The organism is Paraburkholderia sp. CHISQ3, assembly GCF_030464945.1.
GTDB lineage: Bacteria > Pseudomonadota > Gammaproteobacteria > Burkholderiales > Burkholderiaceae > Paraburkholderia > Paraburkholderia megapolitana.
This window is the reverse complement of record NZ_JALPRG010000005.1, coordinates 408,115-431,685: the sequence shown is the minus strand read 5'-3', so window position 1 is coordinate 431,685 and position 23,571 is coordinate 408,115. Positions and strand designations below refer to the sequence as shown.

At 64.4% G+C, this 23,571-nt stretch carries 10 protein-coding genes; 6 read left to right on the top strand and 4 right to left on the bottom strand.

The genetic code is table 11. The features are described from left to right. Positions 1-67 precede the first annotated feature (67 nt). From M0D65_RS14580 to M0D65_RS14565, 4 genes are all read left to right on the top strand, one after another. Positions 68-1,207 carry an alanine racemase gene (locus M0D65_RS14580; protein ID WP_266253303.1) on the top strand — a complete coding sequence of 380 codons (1,140 nt, stop codon included), beginning with the start codon at positions 68-70 and terminating at the stop codon, positions 1,205-1,207. Between the two features lie 28 nt (positions 1,208-1,235). Continuing rightward, positions 1,236-1,628: a RidA family protein gene (locus M0D65_RS14575; RefSeq protein WP_266253302.1), complete on the top strand. Its 393-nt coding sequence runs from the start codon at positions 1,236-1,238 to the stop codon at positions 1,626-1,628. A gap of 3 nt (positions 1,629-1,631) precedes the next feature. Beyond that, entirely contained in the window at positions 1,632-2,288 is a 657-nt protein-coding gene (locus tag M0D65_RS14570) for an HAD family hydrolase (RefSeq protein ID WP_266253301.1), read from the top strand. 699 nt (positions 2,289-2,987) lie between these two features. Then, the gene (locus tag M0D65_RS14565; protein WP_266253300.1) at positions 2,988-15,632 is read left to right on the top strand and encodes an autotransporter-associated beta strand repeat-containing protein; all 12,645 of its coding nucleotides are present in this window, start codon (positions 2,988-2,990) and stop codon (positions 15,630-15,632) included. Between the two features lie 95 nt (positions 15,633-15,727). Here the strand turns inward: M0D65_RS14565 and M0D65_RS14560 are convergent, their stop codons facing one another. Continuing rightward, positions 15,728-17,593 carry an ABC transporter ATP-binding protein gene (locus tag M0D65_RS14560; protein WP_266253298.1) on the bottom strand — a complete coding sequence of 622 codons (1,866 nt, stop codon included), beginning with the start codon at positions 17,591-17,593 and terminating at the stop codon, positions 15,728-15,730. 761 nt (positions 17,594-18,354) lie between these two features. Here M0D65_RS14560 and M0D65_RS14555 point away from each other — a divergent pair. Together M0D65_RS14555 and bamA are read left to right on the top strand one after the other, a co-directional pair. After that, a complete protein-coding gene (locus tag M0D65_RS14555) occupies positions 18,355-18,753 on the top strand; it encodes a hypothetical protein (RefSeq protein ID WP_266253297.1) in 399 nt (132 codons plus the stop codon). Positions 18,754-18,850: 97 nt separating this feature from the next. Then, positions 18,851-21,166 (top strand): outer membrane protein assembly factor BamA, encoded by a 2,316-nt coding sequence (bamA, locus tag M0D65_RS14550; protein ID WP_266253296.1) that lies wholly within the window; start codon positions 18,851-18,853, stop codon positions 21,164-21,166. On the opposite strand, the gene M0D65_RS14545 is transcribed toward bamA, so the two are convergent. The 3 genes from M0D65_RS14545 to M0D65_RS14535 form a co-directional block, all read right to left on the bottom strand. Next, on the bottom strand, positions 21,167-21,619 hold the full coding sequence (locus M0D65_RS14545; protein ID WP_266253295.1) for a nuclear transport factor 2 family protein: 453 nt from the start codon (positions 21,617-21,619) through the stop codon (positions 21,167-21,169). It lies immediately after the preceding gene. 107 nt (positions 21,620-21,726) lie between these two features. Continuing rightward, a complete protein-coding gene (locus M0D65_RS14540; protein WP_266253294.1) occupies positions 21,727-22,434 on the bottom strand; it encodes a GntR family transcriptional regulator in 708 nt (235 codons plus the stop codon). Further along, positions 22,431-23,459, bottom strand: a complete 1,029-nt coding sequence (locus M0D65_RS14535; RefSeq protein ID WP_266253293.1) for an asparaginase — start codon at positions 23,457-23,459, stop codon at positions 22,431-22,433. The genes M0D65_RS14540 and M0D65_RS14535 overlap by 4 nt, the downstream gene beginning before the upstream one ends. Between the last annotated feature and the right edge of the window lie 112 nt (positions 23,460-23,571).

The window sequence follows — 23,571 nt, the reverse complement described above, 5'->3', positions numbered from 1 at the left end:
GAATAAGCGAAGCTAAATTGTAGGGCAGGCAATCGCGTTTATCCTAGATGCTCTTCTGGAGACGAGCATGCCCGCTGCACTGTCATCGATTGAAACCCCGGCGTTACTGCTGGATCACTCCCGCATGGATGCCAACATCGCGCGGATGCATACGCATCTGGCGAGACTCGGCGTACCGATGCGTCCGCATGTGAAAACCAGCAAATGCATCGAAGCGACACGACGGCTGTTCGATACGGGAGTCGGTCCGATTACCGTATCGACGCTGCGCGAAGCGCAGTTTTTCTTCGAGCACGGCTTCACGGACATTCTGTATGGCGTGGCCATCGCGCCGAACCGTTTCGAGGCCGCCGCGGATCTGATCCGCGCAGGTGTGTCGTTGAAGCTCGTGCTCGACAGTCTGGAAACCGCGACGCTGCTTGCTGAATATGTGCGTGGGCATCACCAGGCGTTCGAGGTTCTGCTGGAAATCGATTGCGATGGACATCGCTCCGGTTTGCCGCCGGACTCGCCGCTGATCGTCGAGATCGCGCAACTCCTGCGCTCCGTCGGCATCGACGTACAGGGCGTGATGACGCATGCGGGGAATTCCTACGACAGCCGTTCCGTCGACGAGATCGTCCGCTATGCGCATCAGGAGCGCGATGCGGTCGTCGCTGCCGCACAGCGGTTGCGCGAAGCAGGCTTCGCTGTGCCGGTCGTCAGCGTCGGTTCGACGCCGACCGCGTTGTTCGCCGACGATCTGCGCGGCGTGACCGAAGTCCGCGCCGGCGTATTCATCTTTTTCGATCTCGTCATGGCGGGGCTCGGCGTGTGTACGCAAGCGGATATCGCGGTGTCCGTGCTGACCACCGTCATCGGACATCAACCGCAAAAGGGCTGGACGATCGTCGACGCCGGGTGGATGGCGTTGTCGCGCGACCGTGGCACGGCGGCGCAGGCGGTCGATCAGGGCTACGGCGTGGTGTGCGATGCGAACGGCAAACCGCTCGACGACCTGATCGTGATCGCCGCGAACCAGGAGCACGGCATCGTCGCACTGCGCGACCCGGACGCGCGACAGGCGCATGCGTTGCACCTGCCGGTCGGCACGCAACTGCGTATTCTGCCGAATCACGCCTGCGCGACTTCGGCGCAGCACGCCGGGTATCGTGTGCTCGACGAATCAGGTGCGCATGAATACTGGCCGCGCATCGCCGGCTGGTAATCTGAACCGATCTACAGGAGACATACTGATGCAAACCATCTTCACCGAACACGCACCGAAGCCCGCCGGACACTACTCGCAGGGCATCGTATCGGGCGGCTTCATATACGTTGCCGGACAGCTTCCCATCGATCCGGTCACGGGCTCGATCCCCGACGGCATCGCTGAGCAGGCCGAGCGCGCGCTGAAAAACGTGCAGGCGATTCTCGAAGCCGGTGGGGCGTCGGTAGCTGGGCTCGTGAGCGTGCAGCTCTTCATCACGAGCGTCGAGTTGTGGCCGGAGATCAACCGCGTGTATGCCGCGTTCATGGGCGAGCATCGACCCGCGCGCACGGTGGTGCCGGTCGGCCCGCTGCATCACGGCGTGCTGATCGAGATCAACGCGGTGGCCGAAGTCGGCACGCCGGCCCGCGAGGGCTGAACGATGGCCGTTCTGCAACCGCCTGCGGATCGACCGCGCATTCAGTTTGTGCTGTTCGATCTGCTGACCGCCGTGCTCGATTCGTGGACGCTCTGGAATGCGGTGGCCGGATCGGCAGAACTCGGCCGGCAATGGCGCATGGCGTATCTGAAGCTGACTTATGGATGCGGCCGCTATGTTCGTTACGAGTCGCTGGTTGCGCAGGCGGCGGCAAGTGTCGGTCTCGACTCAGGCTGTGCGAGCGAACTCGAGCGGCGCTGGAACGAACTGCGGGCATGGCCGGAAGCGGGCGCCGTGCTTGCGGATCTGAAGCAGCACTACAAGCTCGGCGTCGTCACGAACTGTTCGGTGGCGCTCGGCCATCTCGCGGCGGCGATTCCCGGCGTCGCTTTCGATGTGGTGGTGACGTCGGAGGAAGCGGGCTTCTATAAGCCCGATCCCGCACCTTATCTGCTGGCGCTCGACAGACTAGGTGCGCGCCCGGAGAACACGGTGTTTGTCGCGGGCTCGGCTTATGACTTGTTCGGAACGGCGCAGGTCGGGCTACCGGCTTACTGGCACAACCGTGTTGGTCTGTCTGCTCCGGACGGGGCGCCCGCACCGTTCGCGACGCGGGCTACGCTGGATGATCTACCCGCCGATATTCTGCGGCTGATGTAGTCGGCGTCGTGAGGAGGTAACCGGCGATCTACCTTGCACGCCGCTGCCCGACAAATCGCATCACGCAGAAACAAACCGTTCCGGATACACGAACGACTCTCCAGCAATTTATTCCGCTGCCGCATTGCCACTTCCCGCATTAAATCGACTAATACTGCATTCAGCCGACATACTTTAATCGGTTTGCCATGCCTTTTGCGTGCACTGCAAAAATCTGATGGTTTGCTTCTTGCAATGGCGTGAAGTTGATATAAGCTGATGAGTGCCGCCAAGGCAACAATGAAAACGACTGACTGAGAGAAACGGAAAATGATCCGGAGGGCATGGAATAAATGATCAAGTCCTGATCGCGCGGGGTCGCGCCTCATTTTAATGTGCTGGCTGTGCTGTTCGGTGCGTTGGGTAACGCGCTGGGGCTTTTTGCGCCCTGCGTTTAATTACCTGCCTGCGCCGCGGTAACGGCTGTGCCCGATATCCAGGCGGTGCCTGATATCCAGAAAGAGAATCGCCGGTTCGATCTGAACCACGGTGAGTGCTTCATATTGCCGTTTTAATCTGATTTGCGGTCTTTGAGTAATGTCCAATTCAGGTTTCTGGGGGAAGAAAATAGTGAAAACTACCGGCCAAAAACGCAGCCGCGACCTGCGAAAGATTGTCCCTTTCACGTGTATCTTTCTGGCGCTGTCTGGTGCCGGCATCGTGGAGGCAGAAGCAGCGTGTACGGCTGCAGGCGTGATCGTTACCTGTACCGGGGCCGCGAACATTCTCTCGCCGAGCTATTCGAATGCGACTAGCCCTGTCACCGTCAACGTCGATGCGACGGGTACCCTCGGGGTCCTGCTTGGTATCGGCGGCACAGCGCTATCGTTGACCGGCAACAACGTCACGCTGAATAACGCAGGCACGATCGATCCGTCGCTGCTCGGCGGGCTCTCTTTCCTGTCGAGCGGCACGTTTATCGGTAACGCGGCGGCCACCAATGTGTCGGTCACTAACAGCGGCACGATGAGGGGAACATCCGGTCCGCTCAGCGTGAACCTGAATGGTCTGACCGGGTTGGCGCTAGTGGTGCAGACCGCGCCTACCGGCACAACGAACATTACCAACAGCGGCACGATCAATTCGGCGAGTATTCTCGGCGCCACGCTCGGAGCCGGCGACGCGCCGGTAGTCGGCGTGTACGGTGGCGGGCAGGTGACCTTCAACAACGCAGTAGGCGGCACCATCAATGGCCGTGTTGCTTTCCAGGGCTCCGCCGGCGGCAACACGTTCACCAACTCTGGGACGCTTAACGGCAGCGTCTCGCTCGGCGGGGGTGGCAACAACACGTTTATCGCCAATACAGGTTCGACGTTCTCTACCACCGCCGGCACTGGAGTTGCGCTCCCGGTCACGGGACTGACGGGTGGTACGCTGTCCTTCGCCGCAACAAACACCGTCGACGCTGGCGGCGGCACCAACAACACGATCACCCTGCAGCAGGGCGCCGGCAGCTCCACGACCGGTGCGATCACCAATACGAATTTCCTGAATTTCCAGAACCTGAATCTTAGCGGCGGCACGTGGACGTTGACTGGCGCATCGACGGTGTCGAATGCGACGCTCGGCGGTGTGGCGATTATCAACAGCGGCGCAGGGCTTGGCACCGGACTGGTTACCAGCAACGGGGGCGGGCTGCAGTCCTCGCTTGCCGGAATTAGTCTTGCCAATGCATTCACGCTGGGTGCCGGCGGCTTGACGGCAGGAGGGACGAGCGCCTTCACGCTGGGCGGCATTCTGAGCGGCACCGGCGCATTGATCTCGAATGTCACCGGCGGTCTCACACTAGGTGGCCTGAACACGTTTAGCGGAGGCACGACCCTGGGCGGCGGCTCGCTGCTGCTCGGTACGGCCACAGCACTGGGCAACGGTGCATTGAACGTGACCGGCTCGGCAACGCTCGATGCGAGTGTCGCCGGTCTGTCTGTCGGCACTGGCATCAGCATCGGTACCGGCAACACGCTGACGCTTGGCGGCAGCAACGCGCTCGGTCTGAACGGCATCATCGGCGGCGCGGGCGGGCTCACGAAAATCGGCACAGCGACTGTGACGCTGGGCGGCGCGAATACCTTTGGCGGCGGTCTCGCGATCAATGCCGGCACGCTCGCGCTCGGCGCAGCCGGCAGCCTGCTGGCGAGCACCAACGTGACGCTGGGCGGTGCGACCGCGGGCTTCGATATCAGCGCCGCGACCGGCGGGCAGACCATCGGTCAACTGTCGGGCACGGGCGGCATAGTAACGCTCGGCACGAATAACCTGACGTTCGGCGATGGGACGAACCAGACCTTCGGCGGCGAGATTGCGGGCACTGGCGGCATTACCAAGAACGGCAGCGGTATCCAGACGTTCACTGGCGCGAACAGCTTCTCCGGCACCGCAACGATCAACGGCGGCACGCTGGCGCTGTCCGGTGCAGGTTTCCTGGGGGGCACGCCGAATGTGGTTCTCGGCAACACCGGCGCAACGCTCGACGTCAGCGGCGCAACCGGCACAACGGCGATCGGCGCGCTGACCGGCGCAGCAGGAACGGGGGTAACGCTTGGCGCGCACACGCTGACGCTGTCTCCCATCGGGAGCGACGGCAACTTCGGTGGTGTGATCTCCGGTACCGGCGGTCTCGTGGTGGCGGGCACCGAAACGCAAACGCTGACCGGCGCGAACACGTTCACGGGCGGCGCGACGATCAATGGCGGCACACTCGCGATCGGTGCGGGCGGCAGCCTGGCCGCAACCGGCTCGGTAACGCTCGGCGCCGGGGGGGCAGTCTTCGACCTCACTGGGGCCACGGGCGCGCAGACTATCGGCGCGCTTTCCGGTCTTGCAGGCAGCGCCTTAAAGCTTGGCGCCAACAACCTGACCTTCGGCAACGCGACGGCCCAGACCTTCGGCGGCAGCATCAGTGGCACAGGCGGCATCACCAAGAACGGCACGGGCACGCAGACCTTCTCGGGCGCGAACACCTTCACCGGCGCCGCGACGATCAATGCCGGCACGCTGGCACTGTCGGGTGCGGGCTCGTTGTCCGCCGATGTCAATCTGGCGGGTCTTGGTACCGGTCTCAACATCAGCGGTGCCACCGGCACTGCGGCGATCGGTGCGTTGACCGGTGTGGTAGGCAGCACCGTGACGCTCGGCGCGAACACGCTGAATCTGGGTAGCGCGACGAGCGGTATCTTCGCGGGCGCAATCGGCGGTACGGGTGGCATCAACCTGGGTGGTACCGGTACGCTCACGCTGAGCGGCGCAAACACCTTCACCGGCGGCACGACCATTAGCGGCAACGGTACGCTCGCGCTCGGCGCCGGCGGCTCGCTGGCGGTCTCCGGCGGTGTGAATCTGACAGGCGCGAATGCGGGCTTCGACATCAGTGCAGCGACCGGCCCGCTGACCATCGGCGCGTTGTCCGGCACAGGCGGCACCCTCTCGCTCGGCGCGAACAACCTGACCTTCGGCGATGGCACGAACACGTCGTTCGGGGGCGTGATTGGCGGCACGGGCGGCCTCACCAAGCAGGGCACCGGCACGGCGACGCTGAGTGGCGCGAATACGTTTAGCGGCGGCTTCAACCTGAACGCGGGCGGTCTGTCGATCGGCGGCAGCGCCGCGCTCGGTACCGGGACGTTCACCGTCGGCGGCGCGGCGACACTGTCCAGCACCGGCGCGGCGACGCTCGGCAACAACGTGGTACTGAACGCCGGACTGACCGTGACGGGTGCCAATGCAGTCACGCTGAACGGCGTACTGTCCGGCATCGGTGGGCTGACGATGAACGGCACGGGCGCGTTGACACTGAACGGCGCGAACACCTACACGGGTGGCACCAACATCAACTCGGGCACGGTGGCGCTCGGCGCCAACGCGAGTCTGGCGGCGACCGGTACCGTGAACCTCGCAACCGGTGCGACCTTCGATCTGTCGGCCGGTAACGGCCAGCAGGTGTTCGGCACGCTGGTCGGCAACGGTAACGTGAATCTGGGTTCGAATTCCCTGACGCTTGGTTCTGCGCTCAACGGAACGTTTAGCGGCTCGGTGGGCGGTACGGGCGGTCTGCTCAAGGTCGGCGCCGGTATCGAAACGCTGACCGGTGCGAACACGTTCACCGGTGGTACGACAATCAGCGCCGGCACACTGGCGCTCGGCGCGGGCGGTAGCCTCGCGGCAACCGGCGCCGTGACGCTCGGCGGCCTCGGCACGGGCTTCGATATCAGCGGAGCGACAGGCAATCAGACGATCGGCTCACTGGGCGGTATTGGTGGCGCGGTAACGCTGGGTGCTAACTCGCTGACGCTGGGCACCACCGGAAGCAGCAGCTTCGGCGGCACGATCGGCGGTACTGGCGGTCTCGTGATGGCGGGCACCGGCACGCAAACGCTGACCGGTGCGAACACGTTCACCGGCGGAACAACGGTCAACGCCGGGACGCTGGCACTCGGTGCGGGCGGCAGTCTTGCCGCGGGCGGCGCAGTCACGCTCGGCGGTGCGGGCGCAACGCTCGATCTGAGCGCAGCGAGCGGCCCGCAAGTCATCGGTGCGTTGTCTGGCATCGGCGGGACGCTGGCACTCGGTGGAAACAACCTGAGCTTTGGCGGTACGGGCAATCTGTCCTTCGGCGGCGCGATCACAGGTACGGGCGGCGTCACCAAGCTCGGTACCGGTACGGAAACGCTGACCGGCGCGAACACGTTCACCGGTGGTTTGACGATCGGTGCCGGCACGCTCGCGCTCGGCGCAGGCGGCAGCCTGGCGGCGGGTGGCTCAGTCAATCTGAGCGGCGCGGGTGCGGGCTTCGATATCAGCGCAGCGACGGGTGCGCAAACCATCGGCGCGCTCTCCGGTCTCGCGGGGACCACGGTCGCGCTTGGCGCGAACACGCTGAATCTCGGCGGCACGGGCGGCGGAATTTTCGGCGGCGTGATCGGCGGTACCGGCGGTCTTAATCTGACTGGCACCGGTACGCAAACGCTGACCGGCGCGAATACGTTCACGGGCGGTACGACGATCGGCGCGGGCGGTACGCTTGCGCTCGGTGCGGGCGGCAGTCTCGCTGCGACGGGCTCGGTGAATCTGGGCGGCGCGGGCGCAACCTTCGACCTCAGCGCAGCGACGGGCCCGCAAACGATCGGCGCGCTGCTCGGTGCCGCGGGTAACGTGGCGCTGGGCGCGAACAATCTGACCTTCGGCGACGGAACGAACCAGACCTTCGGCGGCACGATTGCCGGCACGGGTGGGCTCGTCAAGCAGGGCACCGGTACGGAAACGCTGAACGGTGCCAATACGTTTAGCGGCGGTGTCACGCTGAACGCCGGCGGTCTCACACTAGGCGCAAACGCGGCGCTCGGAACGGGCGGCTTGACGCTCGGCGGCTCGGCGACACTCGATACAAACGTCGGTGGTCTGTCGATCGGCAACAACATCAACCTCGGTGCTCCGGGCAATGCGCTGACGCTCGGCGGCAGCAATGCGCTGAGCCTCGGCGGTGTGATCAGCGGTGCGGGTAACCTCGTGAAGAACGGCGCCGGCGCAGTGACGCTGACGGCCGCGAATACCTTTAGCGGCGGCACCAACATCAACAACGGCACGCTCGCGCTCAGTGGAGCTGGCGCGCTTGCGGCAACCGGCGCGGTGACCCTGGGCGGCGCGGGAGCGAGCCTCGACATCAGCGGCAGTGGGTTGAGCGGACTGACCATCGGCGCGTTGTCGGGTACGGCGGGCACCGTTGCACTGGGTTCGAAGGAACTGACCTTCGGTGACGCCACCAATCAGACCTTCGGCGGCAGCTTCACGGGCACAGGCGCCATCATCAAGAACGGTGCCGGCATCGAAACGCTGACCGGTGCAAGCACGTTGGCCAACGCGGCGATCAACGCCGGCACGCTGGCATTGTCGGGTGCGGGCTCGCTGTCCGCAGGCACGACCGTCAATCTCCTGAGCCCCGGTACCACGTTCGACATCACCGCTGCTACCGGTACGCCGACCATCGGCGCGCTGGACGGCCTGGCAGGCACCGCCGTGACGCTCGGCGCGAACACGCTGAACCTCGGCGGCTCGGGGAGCGAGACCTTCGGTGGCGTGATCAGCGGCACCGGTGGTCTCAACGTGAATGGCAACGCCACGCAACCGCTGACGCAAACGCTGACCGGCGCGAACACATTCACGGGCGGTACGACGATCGGCAACGGCACGCTTGCGCTTGGCGCGGGCGGTTCACTAGCGGCCACGGGCGCCGTGAATCTGGGAGGCGCGGGTGCAACCTTCGACCTCAGCGCAGCAACCGGTCCCGTGACGATCGGCGCGCTGTCCGGCGCGGCAGGCAACCTCGCGCTCGGCGCGAACAACCTGACCTTCGGCGACGGCGCGAGCACGGCGTTCGGCGGCATTATCGGCGGCACGGGTAGCGTCACCAAGCAGGGCGCGGGTGTAGCGACCCTGAGCGGCGCGAATACGTTCACCGGCGGCTTCAACCTGAACGCGGGCGGTCTCAACGTCGGCAACAACACGGCGCTCGGTACCGGCGCGCTGACGGTAGGCGGTGCGGCGACGCTGGCCAGTACTGCCGCGACGACGCTCGGCAATGCCATCGTCCTCAATGCCGGGCTGACCGTACAGGGCAGCAACAACCTGACGTTGAACGGCACACTGTCCGGCATCGGCGGGCTGACGATGGGCGGCACCGGAGTGCTGACATTGGGCGGCACGAATACCTACACCGGCGGCACCAACATCAACTCGGGCACGCTGGCGCTCGGTGCCAGTGCGAGTCTGTCCGCGGGCGGCACTGTGAACCTGGCGACGGGCGCGACCTTCGATCTGTCGGCCGGCAACGGTCAGCAGGTATTCGGCACGCTGATCGGCAACGGTACCGTGAATCTGGGTGCCAATGGACTGACGCTCGGCTCTGCGACCAACGGGACGTTTAGCGGCGCGATTGCAGGCACAGGCAGTCTCCTCAAGGTCGGCACCGGCACTGAAACGCTGACCGGCGCGAATACGTTCACCGGCGGCACGACGATCAACGCGGGCACGCTCGCGATCGGCCCGGGCGGCAGCCTCGCGGCAACCGGTGGCGTGACGCTCGGCGGTCTCGGCGCGGGCTTCGACATCAGCACAGCGACCGGCAACCAGACGATCGGCGCACTGAATGGCGTAGCGGGCAGCACCGTGACGCTCGGCGCGAACAACCTGACGATCGGCGATGCCACGAGCCAGATCTTCGGGGGCGCGATTGCAGGCGCGGGTGGCCTCGTGATGGCGGGCAGCGGCAAGGAAACGCTGACTGGCCCGAATACCTTCACCGGCGGCACGACGATCAACAGCGGCACGCTCGCGATCGGCGCAGGCGGCAGCCTCGCGGCGACCGGTGCGGTGACGCTGGGCGGCGGAAGCTTCGACATCAGCGGCGCGACGACTCCGCAGATCATCGGCGCGCTGTCGGGTGTAGCGGGTACCGTTGCGCTCGGGGCAAACAACCTGACCTTCGGCGACGGTACCAACCAGACCTTCGGCGGCAGCATCACCGGTAGCGGCGGCATCATCAAGAGCGGTACCGGCATCGAAACGCTGACCGGTGCCAGCACGTTCACCGGTGGCGCAACGGTCAATGCCGGCACGCTGGCGTTGTCGGGCGCGGGCTCGCTGTCGGCGGGCACCGACGTCAACCTGGCGAACCTCGGCGCGACGCTCGACATCAGCGGCGCGACTGCCGCTCCGACGATCGGTGCGTTGAACGGCGCACTGGGCAGCATCGTGACGCTCGGCGCGAACACGCTGAACATGGGCGGCACGTCGGCCGGCCTGTTTAGCGGCACGATCGGCGGCACGGGCGGCATTACCAAGAACGGCACCGGCACGCAGACACTGACCGGCGCGAATACCTACACAGGTCCGACGACGATCAACCAGGGCACGCTCGCGATCAGCGGTGGCGGCAGTCTTGCGGCGGGCAGTGCAGTGAATCTGGCCGGCGGTGCGGGCGCGGGTCTCGACATCAGCGGATCGACGGGCAACCAGACGGTCGGTGCGCTGTCGGGCGCGGCGGGCTCGACGGTGAGCCTCGGTACGAAGTCGCTGAGTTTCGGCGACTCGACGAACCAGACGCTCGCGAGCAACGTCAGCGGCACGGGCGGACTCGTGAAGCAAGGCAGCGGCGTCGAAACGCTGACCGGCAACAATACGTATAGCGGTGGGACGGTGCTGAACGCGGGTGGCCTCGTCGTCGGCAGCAATACGGCGCTCGGTACCGGCGCGTTGACGGTGGGCGGCAACTCGACACTGGACAGCAGCACCGCGACGACGCTCGGCAACGACATCCTGCTGAACGCCGGGCTGACGGTTCTGGGCACGAACAACCTGACGTTGAACGGCTCGCTGTCCGGTACCGGTAGCCTCACCAAGGACGGCAGCGCGACGCTGACCTTGAACGGCACCAACACCTACACGGGCGGCACGAACATCAACCAGGGCACGCTCGCGCTCGGTGCGAATGCGAGCCTGGCGGCGAGCGGCATCGTGGACGTAGCGACCGGTGCAACCTTCGATCTGTCGGCCGGCAACGGTCAGCAGGTGTTCGGTACGTTGGTCGGTGGCGGGGCGGTGAATCTCGGCTCCAACGCGCTGACGCTCGGCGACGCGAACAACGGTACGTTTAGCGGCGCGGTCGCCGGCACGGGTAGTCTCGTCAAGGTTGGAACCGGCACGGAAACCCTGACGGGGGCGAACACCTATACCGGCGGCACGACGATCAACGGCGGCACGCTCGCGCTCGGTGCAGGTGGCAGCCTCGCGGCAACCGGCGGCGTGACGCTCGGTGGTCTCGGGACGGGCTTCGATATCAGCGCGGCGACGGGTAACCAGACGATCGGCTCACTGGGCGGCACCGCGGGCACGGTGACGCTGGGTGCGAACAACCTGACGATCGGCAATGCGACGAGCCAGATCTTCGGCGGCACGATCGCGGGCACGGGCGGCCTGACGATGCAGGGCACCGGCAAGGAAACGCTGACCGGTGCGAACACCTACACCGGCGGTACGACGGTCAACAGCGGCACACTCGCGATCGGCGCAGGCGGTAGCCTCGCGGCGACCGGTGTGGTGACGCTGGGCGGTACTGGAGCAAGCTTCGATATCAGTGGCGCGACGACGCCGCAGATCATCGGTGCGCTGTCGGGTACGGCGGGTACCGTTGCGCTCGGTGCAAACAACTTGACCTTCGGCGATGCGACTAACCAGACCTTCGGCGGCGGCATCACGGGCACCGGTGGGATCGTCAAACAAGGTACCGGTACTGAAACGCTGACGGGCACGAGCACCTTCACCGGCGGCGCAACGGTCAATGCGGGCACGCTGGCGCTGGCGGGTGCCGGTTCGCTGTCCGCGGGCACCGGCGTCAATCTCGCGAATGCCGGCACGTCGCTCGACATCAGCGGCGTCACCGCCGGCGGTACGCCGACGATCGGTACGCTGACCGGCGCGCTGGGCAGCACGGTGGCGCTCGGCGGTAACAACCTGACGCTCGGCGGTTCGGGGAACGGGACGTTCGCCGGCACGATCGGCGGTACGGGCGGCATCGTCAAGCAGGGCACCGGCACGGAAACGCTGACTGGCGCGAATACCTACACCGGCGGCACGACGGTCGGTAACGGTACGCTCGCTATCGGTGCGGGTGGCAGTCTTGCGGCTGGCGGCGCGGTGACACTCGCCGGCACGGGCGCTACGCTCGACCTGAGCGCGGCAGCTGGCCCGCAAATCATCGGCGCGCTCTCCGGTACTGCCGGTACGCTGGCACTCGGTGCGAACCCGTTGACGTTCGGCGACGGCAGCAACCAGACCTTCGGCGGCGCTATCACGGGCAGCGGTGGCATCACGAAGAGCGGGACCGGCACCGAAACGCTGACGGGCGCGAATACGTTCACCGGCGGCACGACGATCGGTGACGGCACGCTCGCGATCGGCGCGGGCGGCAGCCTGCTGTCGACCGGTGCGGTGACGCTCGGCGCTACAGGTGCCTTTAACATCGGCGGTGCGACTACGCCGCAAACGATCGGTGCGCTGTCCGGTGTTGCGGGTAGCACCATCGGTCTCGGCGGTAATACGCTGGCGTTTGGTGACGCTACGAACCAGACCTTCGGCGGCGCTATCACGGGCACCGGCGGCATCACGAAGAACGGCGGCGGTACGCAGACGCTGACCGGCGCGAGCACCTTCACCGGCAACACGACGATCAACGACGGCACCATCGCACTGACCGGTGCGGGCACGTTGTCGGCGGGCACGAACGTGAATCTCGCCAGTGCCGGTACGTCGCTCGATATCACCGGTGTGACTGCCGGCAGCACGCCGACGGTCGGTGCGCTGTCCGGTGTCGCGGGAGCTAACGTGACGCTGGGCGGCAATACGCTGACGCTCGGTGGCGGCGCAAGCGGCAACTTCGGCGGCGTGATCGCGGGCACGGGCGGCATTCTCAAGAACGGCGCCGGCACGCAAACACTGACGGGCGCGAATACGTTCACCGGCGGTACGACGATCGACGGCGGCACGCTTGCGATCGGAGCAGGCGGCAGTCTCGCCGCGGGTAGCGGCGTGACGCTCGGTGGCACCGGCACCTTCGATATCAGCGCAGCGACGGGCGGCGGTACGACGCTCGGCACGTTGTCCGGTACGGCAGGCACCGTTGCTCTCGGCGCGAACAACCTGACCTTCGGCGACGGCACCAACCAGACCTTCGGCGGTGGCATCACGGGTACGGGCGGTATTGTCAAGCAAGGCACGGGCACGCAGACGCTGACAGGCGCGAGCACCTTCACCGGACCGACGACGGTCAATACCGGCACCCTCGCGCTGAGCGGTGGCGGCACGCTATCGACCGGGACCAACGTCAACCTCGCGAACCCGGGCACGACGCTCGACATAACCGGCGCAAGCGGTGGTACACCGACAGTCGGTTCGCTGACCGGCGGAGCGGGTACGAACGTGACGCTGGGCGGCAATACGCTCACGCTGGGTGGTGGCTCGAACGGCACCTTTAGCGGCACGATCGCGGGCACGGGCGGCCTCATCAAGGATGGTCCGGGCACGCAGACATTGACCGGCCCGAACACCTACACCGGAGGTACGACGCTCGCAGGCGGTACGACGGTGCTCGGTAACAACCAGTCGCTCGGTAGCGGTGCCATCACGGTGAGCGCACCGGCAACGCTCGATTCCACCACGGCGCTAAACCTCGGCAACGCGCTGAACCTGGGCTCGGCGGCGACGATCGGCGGTAGTCAGGATCTGACGCTGTCAGGCACCGTGTCGGGCACCGGCAGTCTCGTCAAGAATGGTGGCGCAGACCTGACGCTGACCGGCAACAACACGTTCGCAGGCGGCACCACGCTTAACAACGGCACGTTGACGCTGGGTAGCGCCAACGCTCTCGGCACCGGCGGTCTGACGTTGAACGGCGGCACGCTCAACGGGAACAACACGAACCTGACACTGCCTTCGTTGAACGGCACGACAGGCGGTACGTTGAATCTCGGCTCGGGCAACCTGACAGTGAACGGCGGCAACTACGGCGGCGTGCTGGCTGGCACCGGAGCGGTCACCAAGCAGGGCGGCGATACGTTGACGCTTGCCGGCACGAACACCTACAGCGGTCCGACCACGGTTTCGGCGGGTACGCTCGCGGTGACCGGCTCGGTGGCGAACTCGGCGGTGACCGTGCAGAACGGCGCGACGGTGACGGGTACCGGGACGGTCGGTAGCCTGACGGTGGGCAGCGGCGGTACAGCGGCGGCACCGTCGCCCGGACAAACACTGAACGTAGCGGGCAACGTGTCGTTTGCGTCGGGCTCGATATTCAGCGTACCCGCCAACGCCCAGCAGCAGAGCGGTACGGTGGACGCAACCGGCACCGCGACGCTGAGCGGCGGCGATGTGCAGGTGCTGGCCGGTCAGGGCAAATACGCGCCGTCGAGCAAGTATCAGATCCTGAGCGCGAACCAGGGCGTGAACGGTACCTTCGCCGGCGTGACGTCGAACCTCGCGTTCCTGACGCCGACCCTCAGCTACAGCCCGACCGCGGTGTTCCTCTCGCTGGTGCCGAACGGCGTGCTGTTCCAGCAGGTTGCGGTGACGCCGAACCAGCGCGCCGTTGCAATCGCGGCCGGCAATCTGCCGGCGACCAACGCGGTGTTCCAGGCGCTGTTCTCGTCTGACGCACCGACAGCGCGTCAAGCGTTCAATACGCTCGATGGCGAGCTGTATGCAAGCACGAAGACCGCGCTGCTGCTCGACGGTCACTATCTGCGCGACGCTGTGATGGACCGTCTGCAAGACAGTATGGCGCCGACCGAAGGGCCGCTCGCGTCGACCGGATCGACGGGACAGGCGATGTGCGATAGCAGTCTCGCGCAAGGTGTGCTGCCGAGGAATCAGTTCGATGATCCGAACCCGGGTCACCGCGGCACGCGCGACGCCTGCTACGACAATCGTCTGTACCGGCCGGTTGTGTGGGCGCGGGCGTTCGGCTCGGATGGCAAGCTGAACGGCAACAGCAACGTGTCGGGTATCGACCAGACCACCACGGGCTTCATCGGCGGTGCGGACATGTCGATCAACAACCACTGGCGCGTCGGTGTGGCGGGCGGGGTGTCGCATAGCTCGCTCGACAATAGCCTGAGCTCGTCCGCGGGGATCGACAGCTACCACGTCGCGCTGTACGGCGGCGCGGAGTACGGTCCGCTCGGTGTGCGGCTCGGTACGTCGTATTCGTGGAACGACATCACGACCGATCGCTACCAGAACTTCAGCGGTTTCACGGATCACGACCACTCGACCTATGACGCGGGACTCGCGCAGATCTTCGGCGAGGTCGGCTACAAGATCCCGCTGTGGGAACGCATCGCGGTCGAACCGTTCGCCGCTATCGCGTTCGAGAACCTGCATACCGATGGCTTTACCGAAAGCGGCGGCGCTGCTGCGCTGCAGGCCAACTCCAGTTCGCAGAACATCGGCTTCTCGACCTTGGGTCTGCGCCTGTCGACGCGGTTTGGTTCGAGCCCGCAGCAGTGGTTCAGCGGACACGTGATGGCCGGCTGGCGTCACGCGATCGGCAGCGTGCAACCGGGCGCGAACCTGGCGTTTGTCGGCGGCGGGACGGGCTTCCAGGTGGCCGGTGTGCCGATTGCCCGCGATGCCGCGGTGGCCGAAGTGGGCGTCGATGCGAACATCTTCCACAACATCACGCTCGGGTTGTCGTACAGCGGCCAGTATGGTGGCGGGTACCATGACAACGCGATTATCGGCAGCTTGTGGTGGAAGTTCTAAAGCTGGCGGGGTATCGCTAGAGATGTGGATGTGAAACAGGGGCGGCGCATTTGCATGCGTCGCCCCTGTTTTTTTGCTGCAAGCTTGTGCTGTGCTTACTCTCCGGTTAGCAGATCCGCTTCTCGCGTGGCGCGTTTCGGCGCCGCCACGTCGGCTCCATCGACAAGACCCTTCGTCAGCTCCAGCGCCTGGCGTTCGAAGAGCCGCCGGTACAGGCCGTTCTCGATGCGGATCAGCCTGTCGTGGCTGCCTTCCTCGATAATCCGGCCGCGATCCATCACGAGCAGCCGGTCCAGCGCGCGTACCGTGGACAGCCGGTGCGCCACGACCAGCGTGGTGCGGCCCACCATCAGTCGTTCCATCGCCTGCTGGATCAACACCTCGCTTTCGCTGTCGAGGCTCGACGTTGCTTCGTCGAGAATCAGCACCGGCGCATCCGCGAGGAATGCCCGCGCGATCGCAACCCGCTGACGCTCGCCGCCCGACAGCTTGACGCCGCGCTCGCCGACCAGCGTGTCATAGCCCTGCGGCAGCGCGGCGATGAACTCGTGCGCGCTCGCCTGGCGGGCGGCCCGTTCGATCTCCGCCTGGCTCGCGCCCGGCCGTGCATACGCGATGTTCTCCGCCAGCGACCGGTGGAACAGCACCGGTTCCTGCTGGACGATCGCCAGTTGCGCACGCAACGAAGCCTGCTGCACGTCGGCGATGTTCTGCCCATCGATCGTGATGCGGCCTTCGTCGATGTCGTACAGCCGCTGGATCAGCTTGATGAACGTCGTCTTGCCGGAGCCCGAGTGGCCGACCAGCCCGATGCGCTCGCCCGGCGCGACGCGCACCGAGAAATCGGCATAGAGCGGCGTCGATTGCGCGCCGTAGCGGAACGTGACGTGTTCGAAGCGGATCTCGCCCTTGTCGATCGCAATCTTGCGCGCGCCGGGTTTGTCTTCGATACCGAGCGGTTCGCGTTCGAGCGACACGAGTTCTTCCATGTCGTTGACCGAGCGCTGCAGGTTGCGCACGTGCATGCCGACTTCGCGCAGATAGCCTTGCAGCATGAAGAACATCGTCAGCGCAAACGTGATGTCGCCGACGCTCGCCTTGTCTTTGGCCCACAGCATTAGCGCCGCGCCGAGCATTGCTGCCTGCATCAGCACCAGCATCGCGCCCTGTACACCGCCGTTGAGCGTGCCGCGAATCCACGTACGCCGCGTGCGCTTGTTCCACTTGGCGATCACACGGGCGAGGCGCGTTTCCTCGCGGGTTTCCGCACCGAACGCCTTAACCACCGCGTTGCAGCTCACCGCATCGGCCAGTGCGCCGCCCATGCGCGTGTCCCACGCGTTGCCGAGGCGGGCAGCCGGTGCGACAAAGCCGACCGACAGGGTGACCGTCACCGCGATATACAGCACGGAGCCGAGACCCACGACGACGCCCATCACCGGCCAGTGCACACCCAGCAACACCGTTGCGCCGACCAGCATGACCACCGACGGCAGCAGCGCCACCAGCAGCGTGTCGTTCAGCAGATCGAGCGCCCACATGCCGCGCGTGATCTTGCGCACGGTCGAACCGGCGAAGCTGTTGGCGTGCCAGTCGGTGGAGAAGCGCTGCACGCGATGAAACGCGTTGGCGGCAATCTCGCTCATCATCTTCAGCGTCAACGCGATGATGTTCTGGAAGGTGAACTGACGCAGCACGGTGCCGGCCACACCGAGCACGACCAGTGTGGTGAACGCCGAGATCGCGGCCTGCCACGCGAGCGCCTTGCTCGATACGCCGCTGGCCAGCGCGTCGACGAGCCGCCCTGCGAAGAGCGGCGTCAGTACGTCGGCAACGGCCGCCAGCAGGGCGAGCCCGGCAACGGCGGCGATGCGCGCGGGCTGTCTGCGCCAGTGAAGGAAAGTGAAACCCAGGACGTTCTTGAACGCCTGTCCACCAAGATCGAGTTTTTTGTTAGTCATGTTCCATAGCCGATGACGCGGTGCGCCAGGAGGGCTATCCCATCAAGAGAAATAGAAACCGACAGTCGAAACAGACCAGGCTTTGCTGGTGAAACGGAAAACAGACTGTCTGGAAGTAGCGTGGGCGGTGTGTCGCCCAGGCGGACGACGACCTAAAGGTGTCGCGCAGGCACGTTTGGGTGAGCGCTAGACATAATTTGCATTTGACGCCTCCCTAAAACGTTGAGATGAAGTGATTGAAGCCGGAAAGTGGTGCGGAAAAAACAAAGTGGACTGGCGCCCACGTAAGGATTCTATCAGGGGCCTGACGAATCTGCCAGCGTCGTTCTGTTCGCGATGTTGTCGCGCCGATACACGAATTCAGTGTCCGATCATTCGACGCAGCAGAAACGTCCCTTCGTACTGTCGTGTTCACGACACACCATCACCGCCGAAAAAACGCACGAATCGAAGCACGAACGTTCGCTGCGCACAGCAGATTCGCAATGATCGTTGTTCATCCGTCGCGCAGATTGCGCAGGTTCTTACCAGTTGTTTCCTGCAACTACTCGATGGATTCACGACGAAACATTAGCCACCGGACATCTGCGCCCTGTGCGTCCTGTTCATGACGATGACCTCGGTAAGGCACCGTAACGAACTGTCGATGCAGCGATGAAAACCTCACCGGGTTGAAAGAAAAAATCAGTAATCCGTAGGTAAACATCGACACGCTGCGATTGCCTACATTCGCATTTCGGCATCGAACCCGGAGTGTCCTCATGTCATCGCAAGCCGCACTCGCTATCGATTCCCTCAACGGTTTCGAAATTACCGCAGACGGTCAGTACCTGATGTTGAGGAGCAACCAGCCCGATTGCATCGCACTGCATTGCTCGGTCATGCATGAACTGCTGGCCGCGCTGGCCAATGCGATTGCGCGCTCCGAGCGGATTCGTCAGCACCAGCAGAGCCTGAAGTTCGCGATGCCCTGCGAGGCATGGCAGGTGGCCGGCGATGTGCGCAGCGACCGGCATCTGGTGCTGTCGTTCCGTTTGCCCGGCGGTGCCGAACTGTCGTTTCGCATGCATCGCACGCAGGCCGCACATATGACTGAAGTGCTGGCGATGACCACTGGGCTGAGTCAGCCACGAAAACCTGCCGGCGTCCGGATGCAGTAGCGATGCGCACCGTCGTGCAAGCGCGGCGTGAGCCGCAGTGCCCACGAGGACGTCCTTCGTCTTCGTGTTTGCGTCGTAACCTCCTCCACACTCCTGCATGACGTTTGAGAAATTTTCGGCGCGCTGCGCCTCGGCATTGACCTTGATCGGCGTGAGTACGCTCGCGCTGCCGGCTTACGCCATCGAGCCGTTCGTCGTTCGCGACATCCGTATCGAAGGGCTGCATCGACTCGAAGCAGGGACCGTGTTCTCGTACCTGCCGATCAAGCAGGGCGACACGTTCAACGACGACAAGGCTTCCGAAGCGATCCGCGCGCTCTACACGACGGGTTTCTTCAACGACGTCAAGATCGAGGCGGACGGCGACGTCGTAGTCGTGCAGGTGCAGGAACGTCCTGCCATCGGCACGATCGACTTCTCCGGCATCCACGAATTCGACAAGGACAACCTGACCAAGGCGCTGCACTCGGTCGGCCTGTCGCAGGGCCGGTACTACGACAAGGCGCTCGTCGACAAGGCCGAGCAGGAACTGAAGCGCCAGTACCTGACGCGCGGCTACTACGCAGCCGAAGTCACGACGACGGTCACGCCGATCGACCGCAACCGCGTCGGGCTGTTGTTCTCGGTGATCGAAGGGCCGAACGCAAAGATCCGTCAGGTTAACTTCATCGGCAACAAGGTGTTCAGCGAGGACACGCTGCGTGACGAGATGCAGCTGTCCACGCCGAACTGGTTCTCGTGGTACACGAAGAACGATCTGTACTCGAAGGAAAAGCTCACTGGCGACCTCGAAAACGTTCGCTCGTACTACCTGAACCGCGGCTATCTCGAGTTCAACATCGACTCGACGCAGGTGTCTCTCTCGCCGGACAAGAAGGACATGTACCTGACGGTGACGATTCACGAAGGCGAGCCGTACACGATTTCGAGCATCAAGCTGGGCGGCAACCTGCTGGACCGCGAGGCGGAACTCACGAAGCTGATCAAGATCAAGCCTGGCGAGCGGTTTTCGGCGGACAAGCTGAAGGCCGTGACGAAGACGATCGTCGACAAGCTGGGCGAGTACGGTTATGCGTTCGCCACGGTGAACGCGGTACCCGATATCAACCAGGAGCATCACAAGGTCGCGCTGATACTGCAAGTCGATCCGAGCAAGCGGGTGTATGTGCGGCGCGTGAATATCGAAGGCAATACGCGCACGCGCGACGAGGTCATCCGTCGCGAGATGCGGCAGTTCGAGAGTGCGTGGTTCGATTCGGGCCGGCTCGCGCTGTCGAAGGACCGGATCAACCGTCTCGGCTACTTCACCGACGTCGACGTGACGACAGTACCGGTGGAAGGCTCGACCGACCAGGTCGATGTGGACGTGAAGGTCACCGAGAAGCCGACCGGATCGATTACGCTCGGGCTCGGCTACGGGTCGGGCGAAGGACCGATCATTTCTGCAGGTGTCACGCAGGACAATGTGTTCGGTTCGGGCACGACGCTTTCGCTCAACGTGAACACATCGTCGACCGGTCGCACGCTGAGCGTCACGCAGGTCGACCCGTACTTCACGATAGACGGCATCAAGCGCATTACCGACGTCTATTACCGTACTACCTATCCGCTCTATTACTCGAACGTCAGCGACACGAGCTTTCGCATCGTGACGCTGGGCGGCGACCTGAAGTTCGGCGTACCGTTCTCGGAATCCGACACGGTGTACTTCGGCACGGGGCTCGAGCAGAACCGGCTGGACGTCGACTCGAGTACACCGCAAAGCTATATCGACTACGTGAACAGTTTCGGCCGCGTGTCGAACAACGTACCGATCACCGTCGGCTGGTCGCGCGATAACCGCGATAGTGCGCTGGTACCGAGCAGGGGCTACTTCACGCAGTTCAACGCGGAATACGGCACACCGATCGCCACCACCAAGTACTACAAGACGGACCTGCAGTCGCAGTATTACTACTCGTTTTCGCGTGGCTTCGTGCTGGGGCTCAATTTCCAGGGCGGTTACGGCAACGGCCTCAGCGGCGAACCGTTCCCCATCTTCAAGAATTACTTTGCGGGTGGCATCGGTTCGGTGCGCGGCTACGAGCCAGGCTCGCTGGGTCCGCGCGATGCCACGACCGGCGACCCGATCGGCGGTTCGAAGATGGTTGTCGCCAATGTCGAACTGACCTTCCCGCTGCCGGGCACCGGCTACGACCGTACGTTGCGCGTGTTCACGTTCACGGATGCCGGCAATGTCTGGGGTACCGAAGGCAACAGCGTGGGCGCAAACGGCTTGCGTTACAGCTATGGCGTGGGTCTCGAATGGATTTCGCCGATCGGTCCGCTCAAACTCGACTTCGCTCTGCCGATCGTGAAGCACGCCGGCGACCAGTACCAGAAATTCCAGTTTCAGATCGGGACTTCTTTCTAGTTATACGTGCGACCGATCCATCGCGGCGACGAGCGACTTGAAACCGACCCATCCCCAGTAGACGCGGTGATGGGTAATCAATCCGTCTGCCACGTCCATCACTTCGACGAGATCGACCTGATCGCCATGCGGGGTATCGCGTGGATATTCCCACGTGACGCGTGTGTCGTTCGAGAAGAACGTGTCGGTTCGGAACCACCGGCCGAGGTTGTCCGGTAGTTTGCGCAAGCCCGCTTCGAAAAATGCGTGGATCGCCGGCTTGCCTCGCAGGATGCCTTCGTTATGGTCCGGCAGAGTGACCAGGATCAGCGGTGTTTCGAGTATCGCGTGGTCGGCGTATAACGCGATCAGACCTTCGAGGTCGCGTGTCACCACCGCCTGGTGCCACTGTTCGTAAATACGGCGGATTGCTGCGTTGGTATGGGCAGGCACAGGAAGTTCTCCATGGGTCATGGTTGAACTCCCAGTGTGGCGTAGCGGAGCGGCTGGATGCTTCGATGCGTATCGAAGGGTGGGTTGTGCGGGCGCCTGGCCGCGTCGGGGCGATTTCGCGAGGACGGCTATGCGCCGTCGCCGTCCACAACTTCGGTGCTGTCGATCGCCCGCACGATTGTTTCGAGCGTGTCGTTCAGATGAAGGATGGTCTGGGCTTTGGCCACTTCGGCGTCGCGCTTTTTGTACTGGGCCAGGATGTCGTCGTGCTCGGAATTGCTGTGCGCGATGTGCTCCGGGCTCATATAGAGCGACAGCGTGATATAGGGGGCCGCCGCGTCGCGCAGTGCCTTGACCAGGTGGGCCAGCCTGCTGTGCGCCTGGGACGCCCAGAGCGCCGCGTGAAACTCCAGATTCAACTCGGTCCAGCGCGTGACGTCCTGCGTCTGCAGCATCTCTTCGTGGAGCGCCTCGGCCTGCGCGATATCTTCCGCGGTAATGCTCTGCATCGCTTCGTCGACCATCATCGACTCCAGCACCTTCCTGAGCCGGTAGATTTCCTGCACGTCGTCGAGCGTCAGTCCGCGCACCACCGCGCCCCGGTGCGCGTCGAAAAACACCAACCCCTCCGAGATCAACGTACGCAATGCCTCTCGTACCGGCGTCGTACTCATCTCCAGGCGCTTCGCCAGGTCGTCCTGACGCAGGCGTTCGCCCGCCGTCATCCGGCCTTGCAGGATGTCGGCGCGCAAGGTCTGCACCGCAAACTGATACGCGGTGAGCCGGCGCGACGGCGCGGCATGCACTCTGGGCGAGGAGTTCGGCGGAGTTTTCAAGGCTGTGGCTGTGGGTTGATGGACGAGTGGCGAGGCAGTGTACTCCACCTCGCGAACGCCTCCGGGATCTGCTCGCGAGGTGTCTGGGCAGCCAGCAGTGCGCCCAGCAGCAGCCGTGCCTTCAACGGATGGAGCCACTTCGCGAGGATGGCGCCGCGTCGCGCCAGATCGACTTCGGAGCCTGCGAAACCATAGGTCCGGGATGCAGTGGCGCCGGAGCCGGTGCGACTCGCGATTACCACGGGCACCGTTTTCGCCACGCGCTCGATCTGCTCGGCGAAGCCGAAGGACACGTGCCCGGCGCCAAACGCGGAAACCACGATGGCTTCATAGCCGAGATCGAGTGCGGCCGCGGCTAGATCGCCGTCGTCACCGAGCATTGCAGGAATGATCGCCACTTTCGGAAACGTTCGCGTAGGTGAAGGCACCAACGGCCTGTGGCCCGGCGCATGAAAATACTCAGGCCGACCTTCGACGACACGTCCCGCCGGCCCGCCGTCTGGCGATACGAAGGTCTGGACCGACAGCGAATCCGACTTGCAGACCCAGCGCGCTCTGTGCACGGTATCGTTCATGACCACCAGCACGCCGCGCCCGCGGCTCTCGTCATCCATTGCTACCTGTACGGCGGCCAGCAGATTGGCCGGCCCATCGGCCCCCGCCGACAACGGCGTGCGCATCGCGCCCGTAATGACCAGCGGCTCGGGGCGTCGCCAGTACAGATCGAGGAAAAACGCGGTCTCTTCGATGGTGTCGGTGCCTTGCGTCAGGACGACGCCCCGCGCGCCTTGAACGATCTTGCTCTCGGCCCACGCGAGGCATGCCAGCAGCTGTTCGGTGCCTAGCGAAGCGCTTGGCAGCTGGGAGAGCGACTCCGTGGAGAGTTCGGCGAGCGCGCCCAGCCCTGGCACGGCTGCAACCAGCTGGGCAGCGTCCAGCCTTGGGACGACACCGCCGGCGGCATCCGATGGCGTCATGCTGATAGTGCCCCCGAGGGAGGCGATCGCAACCAGTGGGCGCGTCATATGGTTTTCCCGTAGCTTTAAAGTATACATTGTGCATTATATATAGTGCATATACAGTAGGCAAACCCATTGCCGGTTCCTTCAATCCGCTCAACACGCTTAAGTCGTTACG